Source organism: Pseudescherichia sp. AS216 (assembly GCF_037152055.1).
Lineage (GTDB): Bacteria > Pseudomonadota > Gammaproteobacteria > Enterobacterales > Enterobacteriaceae > Pseudescherichia.
Genome location: NZ_JBBCMV010000003.1, coordinates 658,908 through 678,700 on the forward strand (window position 1 = coordinate 658,908; position 19,793 = coordinate 678,700).

Here is a 19,793-nt window from a genome sequence, read left to right on the forward strand (position 1 = left end):
CAAATCAAAAACTTAACCGAATGCCGTAATGAATTACAACGCTGTTATAAAAGTTTAATGTTTATCGCTCCCGGTCAGGAGCTCCTTATCAAAACGCGATTCTTTAAGCGCTTCCTTGACTCGCTTCAAGTTATCTCTGAATTTTGCTCCCCGACGCAGAGTAAAGCCTGTTGCCAGCACGTCGATGACCGTGAGCTGCGCCAGACGCGACACCATCGGCATATAGATGTCGGTATCTTCTGGCACGTCCAGAGTGATCGCCAGCGTCGCTTCCCGGGCCAACGGCGTTCCCGCAGAGGTGATGGCAATGACCATGGCATCGCTCTCGCGGGCCAGCTGCGCCAGCTCCACCAGGCTTTTGGTCCGGCCGGTGTGGGAGATCAGCACCACGACATCATCTTCGTTGCAGTTCATACAGCTCATGCGCTGCAGCACAATGTCATCGGTGTAGACCACCGGCACGTTGAAGCGGAAGAATTTGTTCATGGCGTCGTGCGCAACCGCCGCCGAAGAGCCAAGGCCAAAGAAGGCGATCTTCTTCGCCTGGGTGAGCAGGTCGACGGCGCGGTTGACGGCGGGCATATCCAGCGACTGGCGGACATGGTCCAGGCTGGCCATTGCCGACTCAAATATTTTACCCGTATAGGCCTCAACGCTGTCATCTTCATCGACATTGCGATTAACATAGGGCGTGCCGTTAGCCAGACTCTGGGCGAGATGCAGCTTGAAATCCGGGAAGCCACGGGTTTCCATGCTGCGGCAGAAACGGTTTACCGTGGGCTCGCTGACTCCGGCCTCGTGTGCCAGCGCAGCGATGCTGGAGTGAATGGCCTGATCCGGCGAGGTGAGTATGACTTCCGCCACTTTTCGTTCGGATTTGCTAAGGTGTTCCAGCTGAGACTGAATTTTTTCCAGCATGTTCATTATTAACGGGGTGCCCATGGCTAAAATCAACTTCAACAACGGATGAAATTGTGCTGCGGTTCAGTCGATATTACCCTTGTGGGGCCAGGAAAGGTAAAGAACAGCGGGAAAATTTGTTGTTTTTTTTCATTACATGATCAGAGTCGGATTTTAGCTACTCGATTCCAGACAAAATCCCTGATTTTTCAGGGCGATTTACCCAATTTTTAGCCGCCTGAGCGAAAGCGCACGGGAGGATAAGCGGTAACGGTTTCGGGTTTTACGTAAAAGCAGTACAGTGCAGTGTAATAAAATTACAGCTATGCCCTGGCGAAAGTACCGGGGCAGCCAACTGAGGAGAATGACATGGCGGTAACGCAAACAGCCCAGGCATGTGACCTGGTCATTTTCGGCGCGAAAGGCGATCTTGCACGCCGGAAATTGCTGCCTTCCCTGTATCAGCTTGAAAAAGCAGGCCAGATCCACCCGGAGACGCGTATCCTTGGGGTAGGGCGTGCGGACTGGGACAAAGAGAAGTACACCGAAATCGTGCGTGAAGCGCTCGAGACCTTCATGAAAGAGAAAATCGATGAAAGCCTCTGGGATACGCTCAGCGGACGCCTCGATTTCTGTAACCTTGACGTAAACGATACCACCGCATTTACCCGTCTCGGTGACATGCTCGATCAGAAGAACCGCGTTACCATCAACTACTTTGCCATGCCGCCGAGCACCTTTGGCGCTATCTGCAAAGGCCTGGGTGAAGCAAAACTCAACGCCAAGCCAGCGCGCGTGGTAATGGAAAAACCGCTGGGCACCTCCCTCGACACCTCTCGTGAAATCAACGATCAGGTGGGCGAATACTTTGAAGAGTGCCAGGTTTACCGTATCGACCACTACCTTGGTAAAGAGACGGTGCTGAACCTGCTGGCGCTGCGCTTTGCCAACTCGCTGTTCGTCAACAACTGGGACAACCGCACCATCGACCACGTGGAGATCACCGTGGCGGAAGAGGTGGGCATTGAAGGCCGCTGGGGCTATTTCGACCAGGCCGGGCAGATGCGCGACATGATCCAGAACCACCTGCTCCAGGTTCTCTGCATGATCGCCATGTCGCCGCCGTCGGATCTCTCTGCGGACAGCATTCGTGATGCGAAAGTGAAGGTGCTGAAATCTTTGCGCCGTATTGACCGTTCCAACGTGCGTGAAAAAACCGTACGCGGTCAGTACACCGCCGGTTTTGCCCAGGGCAAGAAGGTGCCGGGCTACCTGGAAGAAGAGGGCGCAAACAAAACCAGCAACACCGAAACCTTCGTGGCGATCCGCGTAGATATCGATGACTGGCGCTGGGCCGACGTGCCGTTCTACCTGCGTACCGGCAAACGCCTGCCGACCAAGTGCTCTGAAGTGGTGGTCTACTTTAAAACCCCGCCGCTGAACCTGTTCAAAGAGTCCTGGCAGGATCTGCCCCAGAATAAGCTCACCATCCGCCTGCAGCCGGACGAGGGCGTGGACATCCAGATCCTCAACAAGGTTCCGGGTCTCGATCACAAGCATAACCTGCAAACCACTAAGCTGGATCTGAGCTACTCCGAAACCTTTAACGAAAGCCATCTTGCGGATGCTTACGAGCGTCTGCTGCTGGAGACGATGCGCGGCATCCAGGCGCTGTTCGTGCGTCGCGACGAGGTAGAAGAGGCGTGGAAATGGGTCGACTCCATTACCGAAGCCTGGGCGATGGATAACGAATCACCGAAGCCTTACCAGGCCGGTACCTGGGGTCCAGTGGCGTCGGTGGCGATGATCACCCGCGACGGTCGCTCCTGGAACGAATTCGAGTAACCAACGCGTTCTGTTAAGACGGCCCTACGGGGCCGTTTTTTTTGTTTATTGCCCCTCTATTTTACCGGTAACATGATCTAACACAGATTCCCGCACAATTTTCGCTCTTTTGCATCGCCCCTGGATTCACCCGTAACGCTTTTTTTATTACACTGGCTGAAGCGATTTTGCCTCCGGCCTGCGGTGGATGAGTGGTTTATGCCCCCTCTGTTTTATGACCACGCTGCCGTCCGGGACACCTTATTTTCAGGAGCCTTTATGAACTCGACATTGTTACGGGTAACAAAACGTATTATCGATCGTTCTCATGCCACCCGCAGCGCTTACCTTGCCCGCATCGAACAAGCGAAAAGCAGTACCGTTCATCGTTCGTCGCTGGCCTGCGGTAACCTGGCCCACGGTTTTGCCGCCTGCCAGCCGGAGGATAAGGCCTCGCTGAAAAGCATGCTGCGTAACAATGTCGCCATTATTACCTCCTACAACGATATGCTCTCCGCGCATCAGCCCTATGAACGCTACCCTGACATTATTCGTAAAGCGCTGCATTCGGTTAACGCCGTAGGCCAGGTCGCGGGCGGCGTACCCGCCATGTGCGATGGCGTGACCCAGGGTCAGGACGGGATGGAGCTCTCTCTCCTTAGCCGGGAAGTGATCGCTATGTCTGCCGCGGTCGGCCTGTCGCATAATATGTTTGACGGCGCGCTCTACCTGGGCGTCTGCGATAAAATCGTCCCGGGCCTGGCGATGGCCGCGCTGTCGTTTGGTCATCTGCCGGCCCTGTTTGTGCCGTCAGGCCCGATGGCCAGCGGCCTGCCCAATAAAGAGAAGGTGCGGATCCGCCAGCTTTATGCGGAAGGCAAAGTCGACCGCATGGCCCTGCTGGAGTCCGAGGCGGCTTCCTACCATGCACCCGGCACCTGTACCTTCTACGGTACGGCCAATACGAACCAGATGGTCATTGAATTTATGGGCATGCAGCTGCCTGGCTCGTCATTTGTGCATCCTGACGCGCCGCTGCGTGAAGCCCTGACCGTGGCGGCCGCACGCCAGGTGACGCGTCTGACCGGCAACGGTAACGAGTGGATGCCGCTCGGCAAGATGATTGATGAGAAGGTGGTGGTTAACGGTATCGTCGCCCTGTTGGCGACCGGCGGCTCCACTAACCACACCATGCACCTGGTGGCGATGGCGCGGGCGGCGGGCATTATCGTCAACTGGGATGACTTCTCTGAACTCTCCGAGGTGGTGCCTCTGATGGCACGCCTGTACCCGAACGGCCCGGCGGATATCAACCATTTCCAGGCGGCAGGCGGTGTTCCGGTGCTGATGCGCGAACTGCTGAAGGGCGGCCTGCTGCACGAGGATGTGAATACCGTGGTCGGCCACGGCCTGTCACGCTACACCCTTGAGCCCTGGTTGAACGAGGGCGAACTGGACTGGCGCGAGGGGGCCAGCGCGTCGCTGGACAGCGATATCATTGCCTCTATCGATAAGCCCTTCTCGCACCATGGCGGCACGAAAGTGCTCAGTGGCAACCTGGGACGCGCAGTGATGAAAACCTCCGCCGTTCCGGTAGAGAACCAGGTCGTCGAGGCCCCGGCGGTGATTTTTGAGAGCCAGCACGACGTGTTGCCGGCTTTTGAAGCCGGTCTGCTTGACCGTGACTGCGTGGTTGTTGTCCGACATCAAGGGCCAAAAGCGAACGGCATGCCAGAATTACATAAACTGATGCCGCCACTTGGTGTATTATTGGACCGCCGTTTCAAAATCGCATTAGTCACCGATGGACGGCTCTCCGGCGCATCAGGTAAAGTACCGTCGGCGATCCATGTGACACCAGAAGCGTATGACGGCGGGTTGCTGGCAAAAGTACGCGAGGGCGATATCATCCGCGTAAATGGACAGACAGGGGAGCTTACTCTGCTGGTGGATGAAACCGAGCTTGCTGCACGTCAGCCGCACATTCCTGACCTGAGTAGCGCGCGTGTCGGTACTGGCCGCGAAATGTTTAGCGCACTGCGTGAAAAACTCTCCGGTGCGGAGCAGGGCGCAACCTGTATCACTTTTTAAACTGATTAATTTTTTTAGATCGGGCGAGAGAAAAACTCTGATGAAAAACTGGAAAACGAGTGCTGAAGCAATCCTGAAAACGGGTCCTGTTGTACCGGTTATCGTGGTGAACAAACTGGAACATGCAGTACCGATGGCGAAAGCCCTGGTGGCCGGCGGCGTTCGCGTGCTGGAAGTCACTCTGCGTACCGCCTGCGCCATGGATGCGATCCGCGCCATTGCGAAAGAGGTCCCGGAAGCAATCATTGGTGCCGGTACGGTACTGAACCCGCAGCAGCTGGCGGAAGTGACCGAAGCAGGCGCGCAGTTTGCTATCAGCCCGGGCCTGACCGAGCCGCTGCTGAAGGCAGCAACCGAAGGCACCATTCCGCTGATCCCTGGCATCAGCACCGTGTCTGAACTGATGCTCGGCCTCGACTACGGTCTGAAAGAGTTTAAATTCTTCCCGGCGGAAGCCAACGGCGGCACCAAAGCGCTGCAGGCGATTGCTGGCCCGTTCTCGCAGGTCCGTTTCTGCCCGACCGGCGGCATCTCTCCGGCGAACTACCGTGACTATCTGGCACTGAAAAGCGTGCTGTGCATCGGTGGCTCATGGCTGGTACCGGCTGACGCGCTGGAAGCGGGTGACTACGATCGCATTACCAAACTGGCTCGCGAAGCGGTAGAAGGCGCGCAGCAGTAATCGTGGTGATAGCGTGAAAAAACGGGCCCTTAGGCCCGTTTTTTTATCCCTTCACCCTCACGCTCGCGGCGGCGCTTTTCGCCCGTTCTACCGCATCCTCTACGCTTTCACCGGTGGCTAACGCCACGCCTAATCGCCGCGTGCCGTCGATCTCCGGCTTGCCGAACAGGCGCAGCTGAAGACCCGCGCCCACCGCCGCCTGTACGTTATCGAAGCACACGTTATCGCTCTTCAACGCGGGCAGGATCACCGCCGAGGCGGAGGGGCCATACTGACGTACGCCGCCTACCGGCAGACCGAGGAAGGCGCGGACGTGCAGAGCAAACTCTGAAAGATCCTGGGAGATCAGCGTGACCATGCCGGTATCGTGTGGACGCGGTGACACCTCGCTGAAGATCACCTCGTCGCCGCAGACAAACAGCTCCACGCCGAACAGACCATAGCCGCCCAGCGCCAGCACCACTTCCTCGGCAATAGCCTGGGCGCGGGAGAGAGCCAGCTCGCTCATCTGCTGCGGCTGCCAGGATTCACGGTAGTCGCCATCCTCCTGACGATGGCCGATAGGGTCACAGAAGTGCACCCCGTCAACGGCGCTCACGGTCAGGAGCGTAATTTCAAAGTCAAACTTCACCACGCCTTCGACAATGACGCGTCCCGCTCCGGCGCGCCCGCCAAGCTGGGCGTACTGCCAGGCATCGTGCAGCTCATCGGCGCTGCGAATAAAGCTCTGGCCCTTGCCGGACGAACTCATCACCGGCTTGATAATGCACGGCAGGCCGAGCGCCGCAACCGCTTCTGTGAACGCGACTTCGCTGTCGGCGAAGCGGTAGGTTGAGGTAGGCAGGCTCAGCTCTTCAGCGGCCAGGCGGCGGATCCCCTCCCGGTTCATGGTCAGCTTCGCGGCACGGGCGCAGGGCACAACCTGTTGGCCCTGGGCCTCAAGCTCAAGCAGCGTATCCGTGGCGATAGCTTCGATCTCCGGCACGATAAAATCCGGTTTCTCCTGCGCCACCAGCGCTTTTAACGCCTCACCGTCCAGCATGTTGATCACGTATGAACGATGGGCGACGTGCATTGCCGGGGCATCCGCATAGCGGTCCACCGCAATCACTTCAATACCCAGGCGCTGGCACTCAATCGCCACCTCTTTACCCAGCTCACCAGAGCCTAACAGCATTACACGCGTGGCTGCCGGACGCAGCGCCGTACCTAAAAAAGTCATACTCTCAACCCCTTAAAAATTTCGGACTATTATACACGAAAACGTTTGCGTGTCTTTTTTCGGCTTGCATTTCAGCGGGGAAATGCTTACTATTATACTGTATAAATAAACAGGTAAATGAGGCTGCATTATGGCGGTTGAAGTCAAATACGTGGTAATCCGCGAAGGTGAGGAAAAAATGTCTTTTGCCAGCAAAAAGGAAGCCGATGCGTACGACAAAATGCTCGATCTGGCGGAAGTACTGGAAGGCGTGCTGGTAAATGCCCCCGTTGCGTTTGATGACGCGCAGCGTGAGCAGATGGCGCTGTGGCTGGCGGAGCAGAAAGAGACCCTCAGTGCGGTATTCCGCTCGGGTAAGCTGCCGGATCCTGATGCCGCGCCAATGAAAAGCGATACCGTAACGGATATGCCGACGGCGAAGCGTAGCAAAGTAGCCTAACCGCAGCTTGCGCTGCCGGTAATTTGTACCATGCTTTGTGTGGGTTATGCGCACAGGAGATAAGCATGAACAAATCAGGATTACTGCTCGGCCTTGCCTTGCTGGCCGGCAGCGTTAGCGTACAGGCTGCCAATAGTAAATCAGTGAAGTTTCCCAGCTGTGAAGGGCTGGATGCCGCCGGTATCGCCGCCAGCGTCAAGCGCGACTACCAGCAAAATCGCATTGCGCGCTGGGCCGATGACCAGGAGACGCTGGGGCAGGCCGATCCTGTTGCCTGGATCAACGTCAAAGAGATTACTGGTAAACAGGATAAGTGGACCGTTCCGCTGACCGTTCGCGGCAAAAACACCGATATCCACTATCAGGTAGCGGTTGACTGCAAAGGTGGCAAGGCCGTCTATACCCATCGTTAACCCTCCCCGCCTTTTCGCTTCTTTAGTCAGCTTAGACATTTCCTGACAACCCCTCGCTTACTCTGTGGTTTGACACAGAATAAGCGAGGGAATTATGACTAACTGGATGAATCAATTACAGTCGCTGCTGGGCCAGAAAGGGGCGTCCGCCTCATCGGGTGACGGACAGGGACTTAGCAAGCTGCTGGTGCCCGGCGCACTGGGTGGCCTGGCGGGCCTGCTGGTCTCGAACTCCTCTTCCCGTAAGCTGCTCACGAAATACGGTACCAGCGCGCTGCTGATGGGCGGCGGGGCCGTTGCTGGCACGGTGTTGTGGAACAAATACAAAGATCGCGTGCGTAGTACGCATCAGGATGAGCCGCAGTTTGGTCAGCAGAGCTCGCCGCTGGATGTGCGCACCGAACGTCTCATCCTGGCATTGGTCTTTGCCGCGAAAAGCGACGGCCACATTGATGCGCGCGAGCGCGAAGCCATCGATCTGCAAATGCGCGAGGCGGGGGTTGAGGAGCAGGGCAGAGCGCTGGTGGCGCAGGCTATCGAGCAGCCTCTCGATCCGCAACGGCTGGCTCGTGACGTGCGTAACGAGGAGGAGGCGCTGGAGCTGTACTTCCTCAGCTGTGCGGCGATCGATATCGATCACTTTATGGAGCGCAGCTATCTTAACGCCCTCGGTGACGCTTTGAAGATCCCTCAGGACGTGCGTGACGGCATTGAACAGGACCTTAAAGCACAAAAAAGCGCGCTGCCAGGCTAGCTTACACGCGTTGGTGGCGCGTTTCGCTTGCAACATGCGTGGGTTTTGCCACCCTTATAGGGTGTAAACTGAAAAGATAACGCTATGCCACCAAAAGCAAAAAAAGTACCGCACGTCATGACTCAGCATGGCGACACGCGAACAGACGACTACTACTGGCTGCGCGACGATACGCGTTCGGATCAGGATGTCCTGGATTATCTGCACCAGGAGAATGACTACGGGCGCGACGTCATGGCCTCGCAGCAGGCGTTACAGGATCGCCTGCTCAAAGAGATAGTCGACCGTCTCCCCCAGCGCGAAGTTTCCGCCCCCTATACCCGCAACGGCTACCGCTACCGGCACGTCTATGAGCCGGGGTGCGAGTACGCTATCTATCAGCGCCAGTCAGTGCTCAGCAGCGAGTGGGATGAGTGGCAGGTGCTGCTGGATGCCAACAAGCGGGCCGCGCACAGTGAGTTCTATACCCTTGGCGGGCTGGCCGTGTCGCCGGACAATAAGATTATGGCGCTGGCGGAGGACTACCTCTCCCGGCGGCAGTACGGCCTGCGTTTTCGTAATCTGGATACTGGGAACTGGTATCCAGAGATGCTGGATAACGTCACGCCCGACTTCGTCTGGATCAACGACTCTGAAACGCTCTACTATGTGCGTAAGCATGCCAAAACCCTGCTGCCTTATCAGGTATGGCGGCACACCATCGGTACGCCTGCCTGTCAGGACGAGCTGGTCTACGAGGAGAAGGATGAGACTTTCTACGTTAGCCTGCATAAGACGACCTCCCAGCACTATGTAATTATCTACCTGGCCAGCGCCACGACCAGCGAATGTCTGCTGCTGGATGCTGAACTGCCGGATGCCCAGCCCATTATGTTTCTGCCCCGCCGCAAAGATCATGAGTACAATCTCGACCACTACCAGCACACGTTCTATCTGCGCTCAAATCGCGAGGGGAAAAACTTCGGCCTCTATCGCACCAAGGTGCGTAACGATAAGCAGTGGGAGGTGCTGATCCCGCCCCGGGATCACATCATGCTGGAGGGCTTTACGCTGTTTACCGACTGGCTGGTGGTGGAAGAGCGCCAGCGTGGCTTAACCAGTCTGCGACAGATCAACCGTAAAACCCGCGAGGTCACCGGCATCGCCTTTGACGATCCGGCCTATGTGACCTGGCTGGCCTATAATCCAGAGCCGGAAACCTCCCGGCTGCGCTACGGCTACTCCTCTATGACAACGCCAGATACGCTGTTTGAGCTGGATATGGATACCGGTGAACGGCGGGTACTCAAGCAGGCCGAGGTCCACGGCTTTGATTCCAGCCAGTACCGCAGCGAACATCTGTGGATCAAGGCGCGCGACGGCGTAGAAGTTCCCGTCTCGCTGGTTTATAACCAAAAACACTTCCGTAAGGGACAGAATCCGCTGCTGGTCTACGGCTATGGCTCCTACGGCACCAGCATCGATGCCGATTTTAGCAGCAGCCGCCTGAGCCTGCTTGATCGTGGCTTTGTCTATGCCATCGCCCATATTCGCGGCGGCGGCGAGTTGGGTCAGCATTGGTATGAGGACGGTAAGTTCCTTAAAAAGAGAAATACCTTCAACGACTATATAGACGTCTGTGACGCCCTGCTGGCGCAGGGCTACGGCTCTACACGCTACTGCTACGGCATGGGCGGCAGCGCCGGCGGGATGCTGATCGGCACGGTGATTAACGAGCGCCCAGGCCTGTTCCATGGGGCGATCGCTCAGGTGCCCTTTGTGGACGTGGTGACCACCATGCTGGATGAGTCGATTCCGTTAACCACCGGTGAGTTTGAGGAGTGGGGCAATCCGCAGGACGAGATCTATTATCACTACATGAAAAGCTATAGCCCGTACGATAACGTGAGCGCCCAGGCCTATCCGCATCTGCTGGTAACAACCGGCCTGCATGACTCCCAGGTGCAGTACTGGGAGCCAGCCAAGTGGGTCGCGAAGCTGCGGGCAACGAAAACTGACGATAACCTGCTGCTGCTGTGTACGGATATGGACGCAGGCCACGGTGGGAAATCAGGCCGCTTTAAATCCTATGAAGGCGTCGCGCTGGAGTTCGCTTTCCTGGTGGCACTGGCACAGGGCACGCTGCCCGGCAAGAAAAGCTAGTTTTCGTCGAGATAGTGCTTTAACGTCAGCCGCAGTTCGGGGCTCATGCGCTCCAGGTTGTTATATAGCCAGCGCAGGTAGCCCGGATCGCGGTCGGCGATCTCGGATACCGCTTTGCCGCGATATTTGCCAAAGGTAAAAGTCGTCATCAGGGCAGGGCGACCGGTAATCGTCGCCATTTGGTCCGGCGTCCAGCCCGACGTTTCCATGATGTCAATCAGCAGCGCGGCGGTGATGTAGCAATCATACAGCGCCCGGTGATGATGCAGCCCCGGCGGCGTCTGTACGTTCAGCTTACGCGACTTGTAGAGCGCCATGTTGCTGTACTGGATCCCCGGCCACAGGCGACGGGCCAGCTTCATGGTGCAAATCCACTCGCCGGGCATCTCGGGCAGTACGCGGCGGTCGAAGCTGGCGTTGTGCGCCACGTACCAGCTGCTGCCCAGGTAGTGGGGCAGTATCTCTTCGATCCACGGCTGATCGGCGACCATCTCTTCGGTGATGCGGTGGATGGCCATCGCCTGATGGCTGATAGGGCGATCCGGACGCACAAGGTGGCTCATCGGGTTCACAATCTGACCGTCGATGACATCCACCGAAGCAATTTCAACGATGCCGCCCTGCAGGCCACAGGTTTCAGTATCGATTACGCGTAACATCCTCTTCTCCAGCAACCGGGGCGATTATTTGATTTTAGGTTCGTAGGGCAGGCGTGAAAGCGACACGGATGCCAGGCGATGAGCAATTAACCGCTCGCGAAACCAGTCGCGCAGGTGAGCGGGCTGTTCGCGCTCCACCACCTCTGCGATAACCGGCATATTGTAGCGCTCTTTAAAGGCCACGCCAGCGGCCGCCAGGTCAACGTTAACTTTGTCCATCTCATCCTGAGGCAGAAGTGCAAGATTGGTTTTCATAGGTCCTCCCGGTTTAACGGCGCAAAAGTACTAAGCCTGCTGCAGAAAGGCAAGCCCGCATCGGTACAGACTCGACTGCACCATTATACAGAGTTATTCTTTGTCCTATAGACATAACAAAAGGGAATAGAACGATGGGTTTTACCGCTAAGTCTTCCTGCCGCACGCTACTGCTGTTGGCCTCTCTCGCTGCCTCGCCTGCGGTTTTCGCGCATGCTCACCTGAAACATCAGTATCCAGCCGCCGATGCGAACGTCACTGCGGCTCCCCAGGCGCTGACCCTCAATTTTTCCGAAGGCATTGAACCCAAGTTCAGCGGCGTAAAGGTAACTGGCTCGCAGCAGCAGGCGGTAAAAATCGGTGCGGTAAAGCGTAACGACAACGATAAAACAGAGCTGATTGCGCCCATTGAGCAGGCGCTCACACCCGGTGAGTATACCGTAGAGTGGCACGTTGTCTCCGTTGACGGGCATAAAACCCAGGGCAGCTACCGGTTTAGCGTGAAGTAATATGCTCGCGCTTTGCTACGTTGGCCTGCGGTTTATCCACTTTCTGACCCTGATGCTGGTATTTGGCAGCGCCGCGTTTGCACACTGGCTTGCCGACCCGACGATCCGCCCCGCGCTCCAGCGTCGTTTTATGCCTATGCAACGCGGCGCGCTGGCGCTGGCGTTTTTCAGTGCGCTGCTGATGTTTGCCGTGCAGGGCGGTATGATGGGCAGCGGTTGGCACGACGTTTGGCAGCCAGATATCTGGCTGGCGGTAAGCGAAACGCAATTTGGTAGCGTCTGGCTGTGGCAGATTATTCTCGCGCTGGCAGCATTGCTGCTGGGCTTTATGTATCAGCAGGGGCGGGTGCTGCTGCTGGTGACCGCCCAACTGCTGCTGCTGGCAAATACCGGCCATGCGGCGATGCATGATGGGGCGACCGGGGTGTTTACCCGGCTTAATTATGCTGTTCATCTTCTGTGTGCCGCCGCCTGGTTTGGCGGTCTGCTGCCGGTGCTGTATTGTATGCAGCGGGTAAAAACGCCCAGTCGCCTGGCGGCAATAAATAGCCTGATGCGTTTCTCCCGTTACGGACATCTGGCGGTTGCAGGGGTGTTACTCTCCGGCATCATCAATGCGCTTCTTATTCAGGGCGTGGTGCTGCCATGGCACAGTACATATGGTCAGTTGCTGCTGGTCAAATGCGCGCTGGTACTGCTGATGGTGATGATTGCCCTGGTAAACCGCTATGTGCTGGTGCCGCGTTTTCGTGTGCAGGAAGCTCAGGCGCGCGCGGCGTTTATCCGGATGACGCAAGCTGAAGTGGTTCTCGGCATTGTGGTGCTGGCAACGGTCAGCGTGTTTGCGACACTTGAACCTTTTTAAATAACTGGCGAAAAAATGAAAAAAAGTATTCTCACTCTTCTGTTACTCACCTGTTCGGTTAGTGCGCTGGCCGCACCGCAGGTGATCACCGTAAGCCGTTTAGATGTGGGTAAAGAGAAATGGGCGTTTAACCGTGAAGAGGTGATGCTCACCTGCCGTCCAGGCCATGCGCTGTTTGCTATCAACCCCAGCACGCTGGTGCAGTATCCGCTCAACGATGCCGCGGAGCAGCAGGTCGCCAAAGGCGAGAACAGCGGTCAGCCCATCTCCACTATTCAGGTTGACGATCCCGCGAAGCCTGGGGAAAAGATGAGTCTTGCCCCGTTTATCGAGCGTGCCGAAACGCTCTGCTAATGTCGGCGTGATTCATAACAAAAAACCGCAGGCTTCATTAACGAAGCGTTGCGGTTTTTTTGTTTACGGCCGTGACAATCACTCTTTTTTCCTGCCACCGAGTCTGGAGACTGGAAAAGCTGGCGCTGTCATCTATTCTTAAAGTGCCAGGCGTATTTAGCCTGCATTAATGCCAACTTTTAGCGCACGGCTCTCTCCCAAGAGCCATTTCCCTGGACCGAATACAGGAATCGTATTCGGTCTTTTTTTATCTTTTTGAATACTCAGCTTTTTTAGTCTCCCAACTAAACGCCGCGAAAATTTCATGAATTCTCTGTATTCAGGTTAAACCATAACATACTCGGCCCTACGGGCGTCCAGGGATTTTTTAGGCTATTAATCATTTTTTCTGCCCTCAAAGCTGCCACCGCTGAAGCGGCAGATCATGAATGCACAGTGCGATATCAGTTTGTTACTAACGATAAGTGGGCGTTGCTCTATCAGGGAAAGGGTAATGTGGCTATATCAATTACTGTTTAAACTCTTCTATGCCTATTAAAAATCGCTAAACTCCTGAGCCGGTCGCCAGAAGCCGTCGACAAAGTCCTCTACCGGATAGCAGCCGCCGTGACGGATGCGCTGCTCCTCCATAGAGACCAGGCACTGCTGTTCGGTATTGTATACATCGATAACGATGTCATCGCAGCCACCATCCAGGTAGCAAATAAAAAGAACCAGCGCGACCATTCCATCCTCACTTCCGTACCGCTTAGATTAAGTGTAGGGGATGAAGGTAAAGAGAGGAAATTCCAGGCGTAAATAACTGGGCAAGGGAGGGTATGGATAAATAACCCGCCGGGCGGCGGGTTCAACGGATATCAGCCGAGGCGCATAATCCAGGTATCGGTTTGTTGATCGTAGTGCTCACGGTAAAGCACAGACTGTTCACCGTTAAGCAGCGCCGGAATACTGGTATCAGCGTCCCAGGCATCAAGCTGCATACATAAATCGGGATCGGAGCTGCATGGAATGCGTAACGTCCGCTCTCCTGGCTCATTGCCTTGCAGCTCAGCATCATCTATCTCAAATTGGCCAATGCGCACGGTAGTTTTCGTCATAATGCTCTCCATTGATCTGCGGAATGTGGTACGACCAGTACAGTCACCCTATTTTTCAGCCTGGTACAACATGGCCTATCCCGCCAGTCAAAAAGTGCGCTTTTTTTCCGGACTTACGCTTTGTTGGCAAACAGACGACCGTCGCGAACCAGCTCCCGAGGGTAACTGTTCTTAAGGCGCGAGCCGACTTTTTTTGCCAGACCAAGGGGCTGCCCCTGGAACGTTACAATCACCTCGTCATGCGCGATTGCTGCCTGCGGGTAGATATCCCGGCCGCGATACCACTCTTCTGCTTCAGCGGGATCAAGCTCAAAGGCCAGCGGATTATCGGTGCCGGCAAGGGCAATCACCGCCTCATGCTGCCAGCGGTAGCCTTTGTTATGCGTCTCGGCGAGCTTGATACCGATGCGCGAAAAGCGGACTTTTCCGGTCAACGCCTCGATCTGCTCCGGGAAGAGCCAGAGCTCTTTATCACGCTGCCAAAGGCGTAATGTGTCGTCCCAATACAGCCCGGAGGCCGCTGCGGCCTGGATTATCTGAGCGCTCTCCCGGCCTTTGACGGGCGAGAAGGGGAACTTACCCATCTTATAGCCGGGCGCAGGCAGCGGCTCGACCGAGGCCGTTTTACGCAGCCGGGCCACAAAGAATCCCTCACAATCGAAAATTTGCGGGAAGACGTGCAGGAAGCCGTCGGGGGTCAATGCCTGCGTGGCATCGGCAAACAGAGCCCCCAGCGGCAGGAACTCAACCGCATCGGGGTAGCGGGCTTTGAGCCAGTGGCAAATCGCTTCGTTCTCATCCTGGTTTAAGGTGCAGGTTGAGTAGACCAGCGTCCCGCCGGGGCGCAGAGCGTGAAAGGCACTGTCGATCAGCTCGCGCTGGGTGTCGGCGATCTCCAGATTGCTGGCAACGGACCAGTTTTTCAAGGCATCGGGATCTTTGCGCACCACGCCTTCACCAGAGCAGGGCGCGTCCAGCAGGATGGCATCAAAGGTTTCAGGCAGCGCCGCGCCGAATACCCGGCCATCGAAGTGGGTCAGGGCCACGTTGCGGATCCCGCAGCGGCTGATATTGGCATGCAATACCTTCACTCGGCTGGCGGAGAATTCATTGGCGAGGATCGCCCCGGTGTTATCCATCCGCGCGGCAATCTGGGTGGTTTTCGACCCGGGCGCGGCGGCAACGTCCATTACCCGCTGAGGCTGGTTGCCGTCGGCGAAGAGGGCGCTAACCGGCAGCATTGAGCTGGCTTCCTGAATGTAAAACAGTCCGCTGAGGTGCTCGGCGGTGCTGCCAAGCGGCAGCGCCTCTTCATCTTCGCGCTCGATCCAGAATCCCTCTTCGCACCACGGCACCGGCGTCAGCTGCCAGCCATAGGGGGCGACCAAATCCAGAAACGCTGCCACGGAAATTTTAAGCGTGTTGACCCGAATGCTGCGGCGCAGCGGACGCTGGCAGGCGGCAATAAAGTCATCGATGGAGAGATGCGTCGGCATAGCCAGACGCATCTGCGCAAGAAATTCTTCAGGAAGATAGACAGCGTTATGAGCCACGAATTACACCACCAGCAACAAATGAGGGGGCGCAGTGTAGCATAAAACGCTCCGGCGCAGCAGGCGCGCCGGAGCAGGGGGTTAGCGCGGCAGGGCAGTGCCCCAGGTGCGCCACTCTTTCGGCTCGCTATCCTGCAGCAGGAAGTGTTTGCCGGTTTGCGCCTTCGGTGCCAGTGGGGTCCCCGGCGGCGTTGCGAACGCAATGCCGCCGCGGATGAACTGGTTAAAGGTGCCGGTTTTCACCACGCCCCCCACCAGACCGAAGTCCAGCGAGTAGCCTGATGCCAGCCAGAACACCGAGTTGTTGCGCACCAGGTGCTCGAAGCGCTTGCTGATGCGCAGGCCAACCATGACGCGGTCCGAGAGCGTGCCCAGGGTCAGGCCGGTCACCGTGCCCACCTCAATACCGCGGAACAGCACCGGCGTACCGATATTCAGCCCGCCCGCTTCAGGGGCCTCAACCACAATGCTCAGGCCGTCGACATAGCGTGAGTCAGCGATGGTGGCTTCCTGCAGTTCAAACTCCCGGCGGGCAGTACCGCCCCGGCCCGGCTCAACGTTGATATAGGGCTGCAGAATAGTATCAAGGTGCTCAACCCCGGCCGCTGAGATCTGCGGCGTAATCACCGAGAATCGCGTACCGCTGCGGGCAAAGGTGTTCACATACTCTGGATAGAGCACGGCGGTGGCCTGTACTTCGTTACGCTCGGTAATCAGCTCCAGATCCTGCACCTGGCCTATATCAATGCCGAGGTATTTGATCGGCATGCCAGGGGCAAGCTTACCTGCATCAAAGGCGTGAAGCTTAATCTGGCCGCCCACGGCACGCGCCGCGGTTTCTGACGGGAAGAGGATCCGCTTGTCGCCTTTGCGAGTAGAGGCGTTGGCACCGTTAAGGTTATCAAAGCTCACCGCACCCTTGATGGCTCTGGCAAGCGGGGAAGCCTGCACCGTTAGCCCGCTGCCGTTAAGCTGCACTTTTGCGCCACCTTCAGCCCAGAAGACGCTGTTAGGCGTCAGCAGGGACTGATACTCCGGCTTAACGTGCAGCTGAATATCAAACGCATTAGCGCGTGGACGAACGTTGATGACCTCGCCCACCTCAAACTTACGATAGAGCACCACCGAACCGGCCTGCACGTCCGGCAGCTTCTCGGCGGTCAGCGTCAGGGTTGTAGTCGGCAGGTCGCTGAGGCTGTTTTCTATCGCTTTATCGATGTTTGCGAACAGCGGATAGGTAGATTTTATCTCGCCTTTGGTTCCCGGTAGGATGCGGATCCCGCCGCTGATCCACTCGTTGGCGCTGGCGGCAAGGAACTCTATGCCGTCCAGGCCTACTTTGACATCAACCCGGCTGTTAACCACAAACTTGCTGTCGCCCTGCACCAGTTCACGGTACTGGGGATCGATAGCCACAGCAAAAGAGACGCCTTTCGCGGACAGATTGCGCTCCAGTACCTGGCCTATTCGTACCCCGTGCAGCACGATGGGCTGACCTGCGTCAATGCCGTAGCTCTCCGGTGCGGTCAGGGTTAGCGTCACCACGCCCGGCTCCTGAAGCAGGGTTTTGTCTGCGGGCAGCACAACGAAGTTGTCTCGCGGCTCGCCTTCACCAGGGACCAGTTCAAGGGTGGTGCCGGTAAGCAGCGAGCTGACGCTGGCATTGTCTAAAGAGAGCTTGGGGCTGCGCATCTCAATGCGCGTATTGGCGCGCAGCAGATTAACTACGCTCGGGTCAACGGTCATCTCTCCGCTCACTGCGCCGCCGGGGTTAAGATCGAGCTTGGTCAGCTCACCCACTTCCAGCCCCTGGTACATCAGCGGGGTAGAGCCAGCTTTCAGCCCCTCGCCACCGGGCAGGGCGAGCTTGACGATCACCCCGCGCTGGCTGTGGGCCAGATCTTTATACAAGCCGAACTCGTCATCGCTCTCTGCCGGTTTTGATGCTTCCGGGGAGTCAAAAGCAATGGCACCGTTGACCAGTGAGGCAAGGCTCTCCAGCTCTACCTTCGCCCCGCTCAGGCCGACGTCCGCCTTCACGCCAGAGACGTTCCAGAAGCGGCTGCCTTTTTTTACCAGGCTGGTGAAGCGGCGCTCAATCAGCACGTCAATGGTGACGCCCTGCTTGTTGGCATTGATCGAGTAGTCGTAGACGCGCCCAACGGGAATTTTGCGGAAATAGACCAGCGAGCCGCTGCTCAACGAACCGAGGTCGGGGGCGTGGAGATGGATCATCAGCTCGCCGTTGCTGAGACGATACTTCGGCTGGGTATCAAGGGCCGTAAAGTGATCCTGCGGCTCGCCCTTGCCGGGCATCATGCCGATATAGTTCCCGCCGACCAGCGCATCCAGCCCGGAGATCCCCGCCAGCGACGCTTTTGGCGTTACCAGCCAGAACTGAGTATCGTTACGCAGGGCATCCTTCATATCCGCTTTGATACTGGCCTTCACCTCAATTTTATTGAGATTTTCGCTCAGGCGGATGTCCTGCACGGTACCCACCTCAACGCCCTGGTAGCGCACCGGCGTACGCCCGGCCACGATGCCGTCAGCCGAGACGAAATCAATGGTGATGGTGTTACCGCGATCCTCATAGCTGCTCCACAAGAGCCAGCCAGCAATCATTAGTGCGATAACAGGTAGCAGCCAGAAAGGCGAAATTCGACGTTTTGTTTTAATGCGCGCTTCAGTCGGCGAAGCGGGGGTTTCCTGACTCATGTGCATCCCAAAGTAAGCGGCTGTCCAGCCATTCCACAGCAAGAATAGTCAAAATTACCGCTGCGCCGAAATAAAACGCAGCGGGACCCATGGTAAACGCGAGAAGCTGATCGCGGTTAATGAGTGACATCGTTATTGAAATCACAAACAGATCGAGCATCGACCAGCGGCCAATCCATGTCACGAAACGCAACAGCAGCAGGCGCGTGCGCAGCCCTTGCTCGCATTTAAAATGGATACTCACCAGCAGTGTAAACAGGACGATGACTTTGGTAAACGGCACCAGGATACTGGCGATAAAAACAATGCCCGCGACGGCGACGTTGCTGCTCGCCAGCGACATAATCCCGGACATGATGGTATCCGCCTGCCGCGAGCCGTTGACATAGACAACTGAAATAGGCAGCAGGTTGGCCGGCAGCAGAAACACCATTGAGGCAATAAGCGCGGCCCAACACTTCTGAATGCTATGCCGTCTGCGGTAGCGCAGCGGAATATGGCAGCGAGGACAGCGTCCCCGCGGATCCGGCAGGCCGGTGAAGTGGCACCCCAGACAGACGCGCAGATTCTCGTGCGGGCGCGTAGCGGGGCGCTGAGGGTAGAAACGCTCCCACAGCTGCTCAATATTGAGATGGATAAGGGTCAGGATGCTTAAAATCACCAGCGCGATAAAGGCGATCAGTCCCACCCCCGGCTGCAGATACGCATAGTCCTGAACCTTTATTGAGGCGACGCCGATGCCGATCAGGTAGATATCCAGCATTACCCACTCTTTCAGCCTCTCCAGCATCAGCAGCACCGGGCGCAGGTTCATCCCCAGTCGGTTACCAAACCAGAGATAGGCGATAGCGGCCACCAGCACCAGCGGGGCTCCGACGGTACAAAACAGTACCATAGCGGCGGTGAGCGGATCGCCCTGGGAGGTCATCAGCCAGATCCCCATCAGCAGGTTGGCATCAATACGCGTCCCCAGCAGGTAGAGGTGCAGCAGCGGCTCGCCCCACGCAAAGGGCATCAGCATCAGCATGGTGATGGCCATCGCCCCAAGTCGGGTAAGTGACCAGTCCCGGCCATCGCGGACCTTCGCATCACAGCGCGGGCAATACGCACTTTCGTGTGATTTCATTGCAGGCAGCGCAAAAAGCGTATCGCACTGCGGGCAGCGCTGATAATGTGCTCGTGGCAGAGGATCGCCAATAGCACGAATCGCCATTTTCTTACCGGTGACTAACTTTTGAGTTTTCAGCGCCATGACATATTTTGGACTATGTTCGAATTAATCTATCTTAACTCATGAATGGATTATCTTGAGCATG

At 56.9% G+C, this 19,793-nt stretch carries 19 protein-coding genes; 10 read left to right on the forward strand and 9 right to left on the reverse strand.

Annotated elements, in window-relative coordinates:
- Nucleotides 1–54 precede the first annotated feature (54 nt).
- Nucleotides 55–924, reverse strand: a complete 870-nt coding sequence (locus tag WFN61_RS12410; RefSeq protein WP_238085593.1) for a MurR/RpiR family transcriptional regulator — start codon at nt 922–924, stop codon at nt 55–57.
- 345 nt (nt 925–1,269) lie between these two features.
- On the opposite strand from WFN61_RS12410, the gene zwf reads away from it, so the two are divergent.
- From zwf to kdgA, 3 genes are all read left to right on the forward strand, one after another.
- Nucleotides 1,270–2,745, forward strand: a complete 1,476-nt coding sequence (gene zwf / locus WFN61_RS12415; RefSeq protein WP_144818620.1) for a glucose-6-phosphate dehydrogenase — start codon at nt 1,270–1,272, stop codon at nt 2,743–2,745.
- Nucleotides 2,746–3,003: 258 nt separating this feature from the next.
- Nucleotides 3,004–4,815, forward strand: a complete 1,812-nt coding sequence (gene edd, locus WFN61_RS12420) for a phosphogluconate dehydratase (RefSeq protein ID WP_238085025.1) — start codon at nt 3,004–3,006, stop codon at nt 4,813–4,815.
- Nucleotides 4,816–4,855: 40 nt separating this feature from the next.
- Nucleotides 4,856–5,497 carry a bifunctional 4-hydroxy-2-oxoglutarate aldolase/2-dehydro-3-deoxy-phosphogluconate aldolase gene (gene kdgA, locus WFN61_RS12425; RefSeq protein ID WP_042391344.1) on the forward strand — a complete coding sequence of 214 codons (642 nt, stop codon included), beginning with the start codon at nt 4,856–4,858 and terminating at the stop codon, nt 5,495–5,497.
- A 43-nt stretch (nt 5,498–5,540) separates the two neighbouring features.
- Here the strand turns inward: kdgA and purT are convergent, their stop codons facing one another.
- Entirely contained in the window at nt 5,541–6,719 is a 1,179-nt protein-coding gene (gene purT, locus WFN61_RS12430) for a formate-dependent phosphoribosylglycinamide formyltransferase (protein WP_144818624.1), read from the reverse strand.
- 130 nt (nt 6,720–6,849) lie between these two features.
- On the opposite strand from purT, the gene WFN61_RS12435 reads away from it, so the two are divergent.
- The 4 genes from WFN61_RS12435 (at nt 6,850) to ptrB (ending at nt 10,467) form a co-directional block, all read left to right on the forward strand.
- Nucleotides 6,850–7,158, forward strand: coding sequence for a YebG family protein (locus WFN61_RS12435; RefSeq protein WP_144818625.1), 309 nt, complete (start codon nt 6,850–6,852; stop codon nt 7,156–7,158).
- 65 nt (nt 7,159–7,223) lie between these two features.
- Entirely contained in the window at nt 7,224–7,571 is a 348-nt protein-coding gene (gene yebF / locus WFN61_RS12440) for a protein YebF (RefSeq protein ID WP_144818627.1), read from the forward strand.
- A gap of 94 nt (nt 7,572–7,665) precedes the next feature.
- Nucleotides 7,666–8,325 (forward strand): tellurite resistance TerB family protein, encoded by a 660-nt coding sequence (locus WFN61_RS12445; protein WP_222888151.1) that lies wholly within the window; start codon nt 7,666–7,668, stop codon nt 8,323–8,325.
- Nucleotides 8,326–8,409: 84 nt separating this feature from the next.
- Nucleotides 8,410–10,467 (forward strand): oligopeptidase B, encoded by a 2,058-nt coding sequence (gene ptrB / locus WFN61_RS12450; protein ID WP_337038726.1) that lies wholly within the window; start codon nt 8,410–8,412, stop codon nt 10,465–10,467.
- Here the strand turns inward: ptrB and exoX are convergent.
- Both exoX and WFN61_RS12460 read right to left on the reverse strand, forming a co-directional pair.
- A complete protein-coding gene (gene exoX, locus WFN61_RS12455; protein ID WP_144818633.1) occupies nt 10,464–11,126 on the reverse strand; it encodes an exodeoxyribonuclease X in 663 nt (220 codons plus the stop codon). The genes ptrB and exoX overlap by 4 nt on opposite strands.
- 24 nt (nt 11,127–11,150) lie before the next feature.
- Entirely contained in the window at nt 11,151–11,381 is a 231-nt protein-coding gene (locus tag WFN61_RS12460) for a DNA polymerase III subunit theta (protein ID WP_042391334.1), read from the reverse strand.
- A 134-nt stretch (nt 11,382–11,515) separates the two neighbouring features.
- On the opposite strand from WFN61_RS12460, the gene yobA reads away from it, so the two are divergent.
- The 3 genes from yobA to WFN61_RS12475 are packed head-to-tail and all read left to right on the forward strand — an operon-like array spanning nt 11,516 to nt 13,109.
- Entirely contained in the window at nt 11,516–11,890 is a 375-nt protein-coding gene (gene yobA / locus WFN61_RS12465; protein WP_337038727.1) for a CopC domain-containing protein YobA, read from the forward strand.
- A 1-nt stretch (nt 11,891) separates the two neighbouring features.
- Nucleotides 11,892–12,755 carry a copper homeostasis membrane protein CopD gene (gene copD / locus WFN61_RS12470; protein ID WP_144818637.1) on the forward strand — a complete coding sequence of 288 codons (864 nt, stop codon included), beginning with the start codon at nt 11,892–11,894 and terminating at the stop codon, nt 12,753–12,755.
- 15 nt (nt 12,756–12,770) lie between these two features.
- Nucleotides 12,771–13,109, forward strand: coding sequence for a YebY family protein (locus WFN61_RS12475; RefSeq protein WP_144818639.1), 339 nt, complete (start codon nt 12,771–12,773; stop codon nt 13,107–13,109).
- A 534-nt stretch (nt 13,110–13,643) separates the two neighbouring features.
- Here WFN61_RS12475 and WFN61_RS12480 read toward each other — a convergent pair.
- The 5 genes from WFN61_RS12480 to yebS all read right to left on the reverse strand — a co-directional run bounded on the left by WFN61_RS12480 (nt 13,644) and on the right by yebS (nt 19,729).
- Nucleotides 13,644–13,835 (reverse strand): YebW family protein, encoded by a 192-nt coding sequence (locus WFN61_RS12480; protein WP_042391328.1) that lies wholly within the window; start codon nt 13,833–13,835, stop codon nt 13,644–13,646.
- Nucleotides 13,836–13,966: 131 nt separating this feature from the next.
- The gene (locus WFN61_RS12485) at nt 13,967–14,206 is read right to left on the reverse strand and encodes a YebV family protein (protein ID WP_144818641.1); all 240 of its coding nucleotides are present in this window, start codon (nt 14,204–14,206) and stop codon (nt 13,967–13,969) included.
- 113 nt (nt 14,207–14,319) lie between these two features.
- Nucleotides 14,320–15,759 carry a 16S rRNA (cytosine(1407)-C(5))-methyltransferase RsmF gene (gene rsmF, locus WFN61_RS12490; RefSeq protein WP_337038728.1) on the reverse strand — a complete coding sequence of 480 codons (1,440 nt, stop codon included), beginning with the start codon at nt 15,757–15,759 and terminating at the stop codon, nt 14,320–14,322.
- Nucleotides 15,760–15,840: 81 nt separating this feature from the next.
- Nucleotides 15,841–18,477, reverse strand: a complete 2,637-nt coding sequence (locus WFN61_RS12495) for a PqiB family protein (RefSeq protein ID WP_186370585.1) — start codon at nt 18,475–18,477, stop codon at nt 15,841–15,843.
- Entirely contained in the window at nt 18,446–19,729 is a 1,284-nt protein-coding gene (yebS, locus tag WFN61_RS12500; protein WP_144818647.1) for a membrane integrity lipid transport subunit YebS, read from the reverse strand. The genes WFN61_RS12495 and yebS overlap by 32 nt, the downstream gene beginning before the upstream one ends.
- Between the last annotated feature and the right edge of the window lie 64 nt (nt 19,730–19,793).

Excerpts from the sequence above, each read along its gene's own strand:
- WFN61_RS12410 (WP_238085593.1), bottom strand. The coding sequence starts at position 924 with ATGAACATGCTGGAAAAAATTCAGTCTCAGCTGGAACACCTTAGCAAA.
- zwf (WP_144818620.1), top strand. The coding sequence starts at position 1,270 with ATGGCGGTAACGCAAACAGCCCAGGCATGTGACCTGGTCATTTTCGGC.
- edd (WP_238085025.1), top strand. The coding sequence starts at position 3,004 with ATGAACTCGACATTGTTACGGGTAACAAAACGTATTATCGATCGTTCT.
- kdgA (WP_042391344.1), top strand. The coding sequence starts at position 4,856 with ATGAAAAACTGGAAAACGAGTGCTGAAGCAATCCTGAAAACGGGTCCT.
- purT (WP_144818624.1), bottom strand. The coding sequence starts at position 6,719 with ATGACTTTTTTAGGTACGGCGCTGCGTCCGGCAGCCACGCGTGTAATG.
- WFN61_RS12435 (WP_144818625.1), top strand. The coding sequence starts at position 6,850 with ATGGCGGTTGAAGTCAAATACGTGGTAATCCGCGAAGGTGAGGAAAAA.
- yebF (WP_144818627.1), top strand. The coding sequence starts at position 7,224 with ATGAACAAATCAGGATTACTGCTCGGCCTTGCCTTGCTGGCCGGCAGC.
- WFN61_RS12445 (WP_222888151.1), top strand. The coding sequence starts at position 7,666 with ATGACTAACTGGATGAATCAATTACAGTCGCTGCTGGGCCAGAAAGGG.
- ptrB (WP_337038726.1), top strand. The coding sequence starts at position 8,410 with ATGCCACCAAAAGCAAAAAAAGTACCGCACGTCATGACTCAGCATGGC.
- exoX (WP_144818633.1), bottom strand. The coding sequence starts at position 11,126 with ATGTTACGCGTAATCGATACTGAAACCTGTGGCCTGCAGGGCGGCATC.
- WFN61_RS12460 (WP_042391334.1), bottom strand. The coding sequence starts at position 11,381 with ATGAAAACCAATCTTGCACTTCTGCCTCAGGATGAGATGGACAAAGTT.
- yobA (WP_337038727.1), top strand. The coding sequence starts at position 11,516 with ATGGGTTTTACCGCTAAGTCTTCCTGCCGCACGCTACTGCTGTTGGCC.
- copD (WP_144818637.1), top strand. The coding sequence starts at position 11,892 with ATGCTCGCGCTTTGCTACGTTGGCCTGCGGTTTATCCACTTTCTGACC.
- WFN61_RS12475 (WP_144818639.1), top strand. The coding sequence starts at position 12,771 with ATGAAAAAAAGTATTCTCACTCTTCTGTTACTCACCTGTTCGGTTAGT.
- WFN61_RS12480 (WP_042391328.1), bottom strand. The coding sequence starts at position 13,835 with ATGGTCGCGCTGGTTCTTTTTATTTGCTACCTGGATGGTGGCTGCGAT.
- WFN61_RS12485 (WP_144818641.1), bottom strand. The coding sequence starts at position 14,206 with ATGACGAAAACTACCGTGCGCATTGGCCAATTTGAGATAGATGATGCT.
- WFN61_RS12495 (WP_186370585.1), bottom strand. The coding sequence starts at position 18,477 with ATGAGTCAGGAAACCCCCGCTTCGCCGACTGAAGCGCGCATTAAAACA.
- yebS (WP_144818647.1), bottom strand. The coding sequence starts at position 19,729 with ATGGCGCTGAAAACTCAAAAGTTAGTCACCGGTAAGAAAATGGCGATT.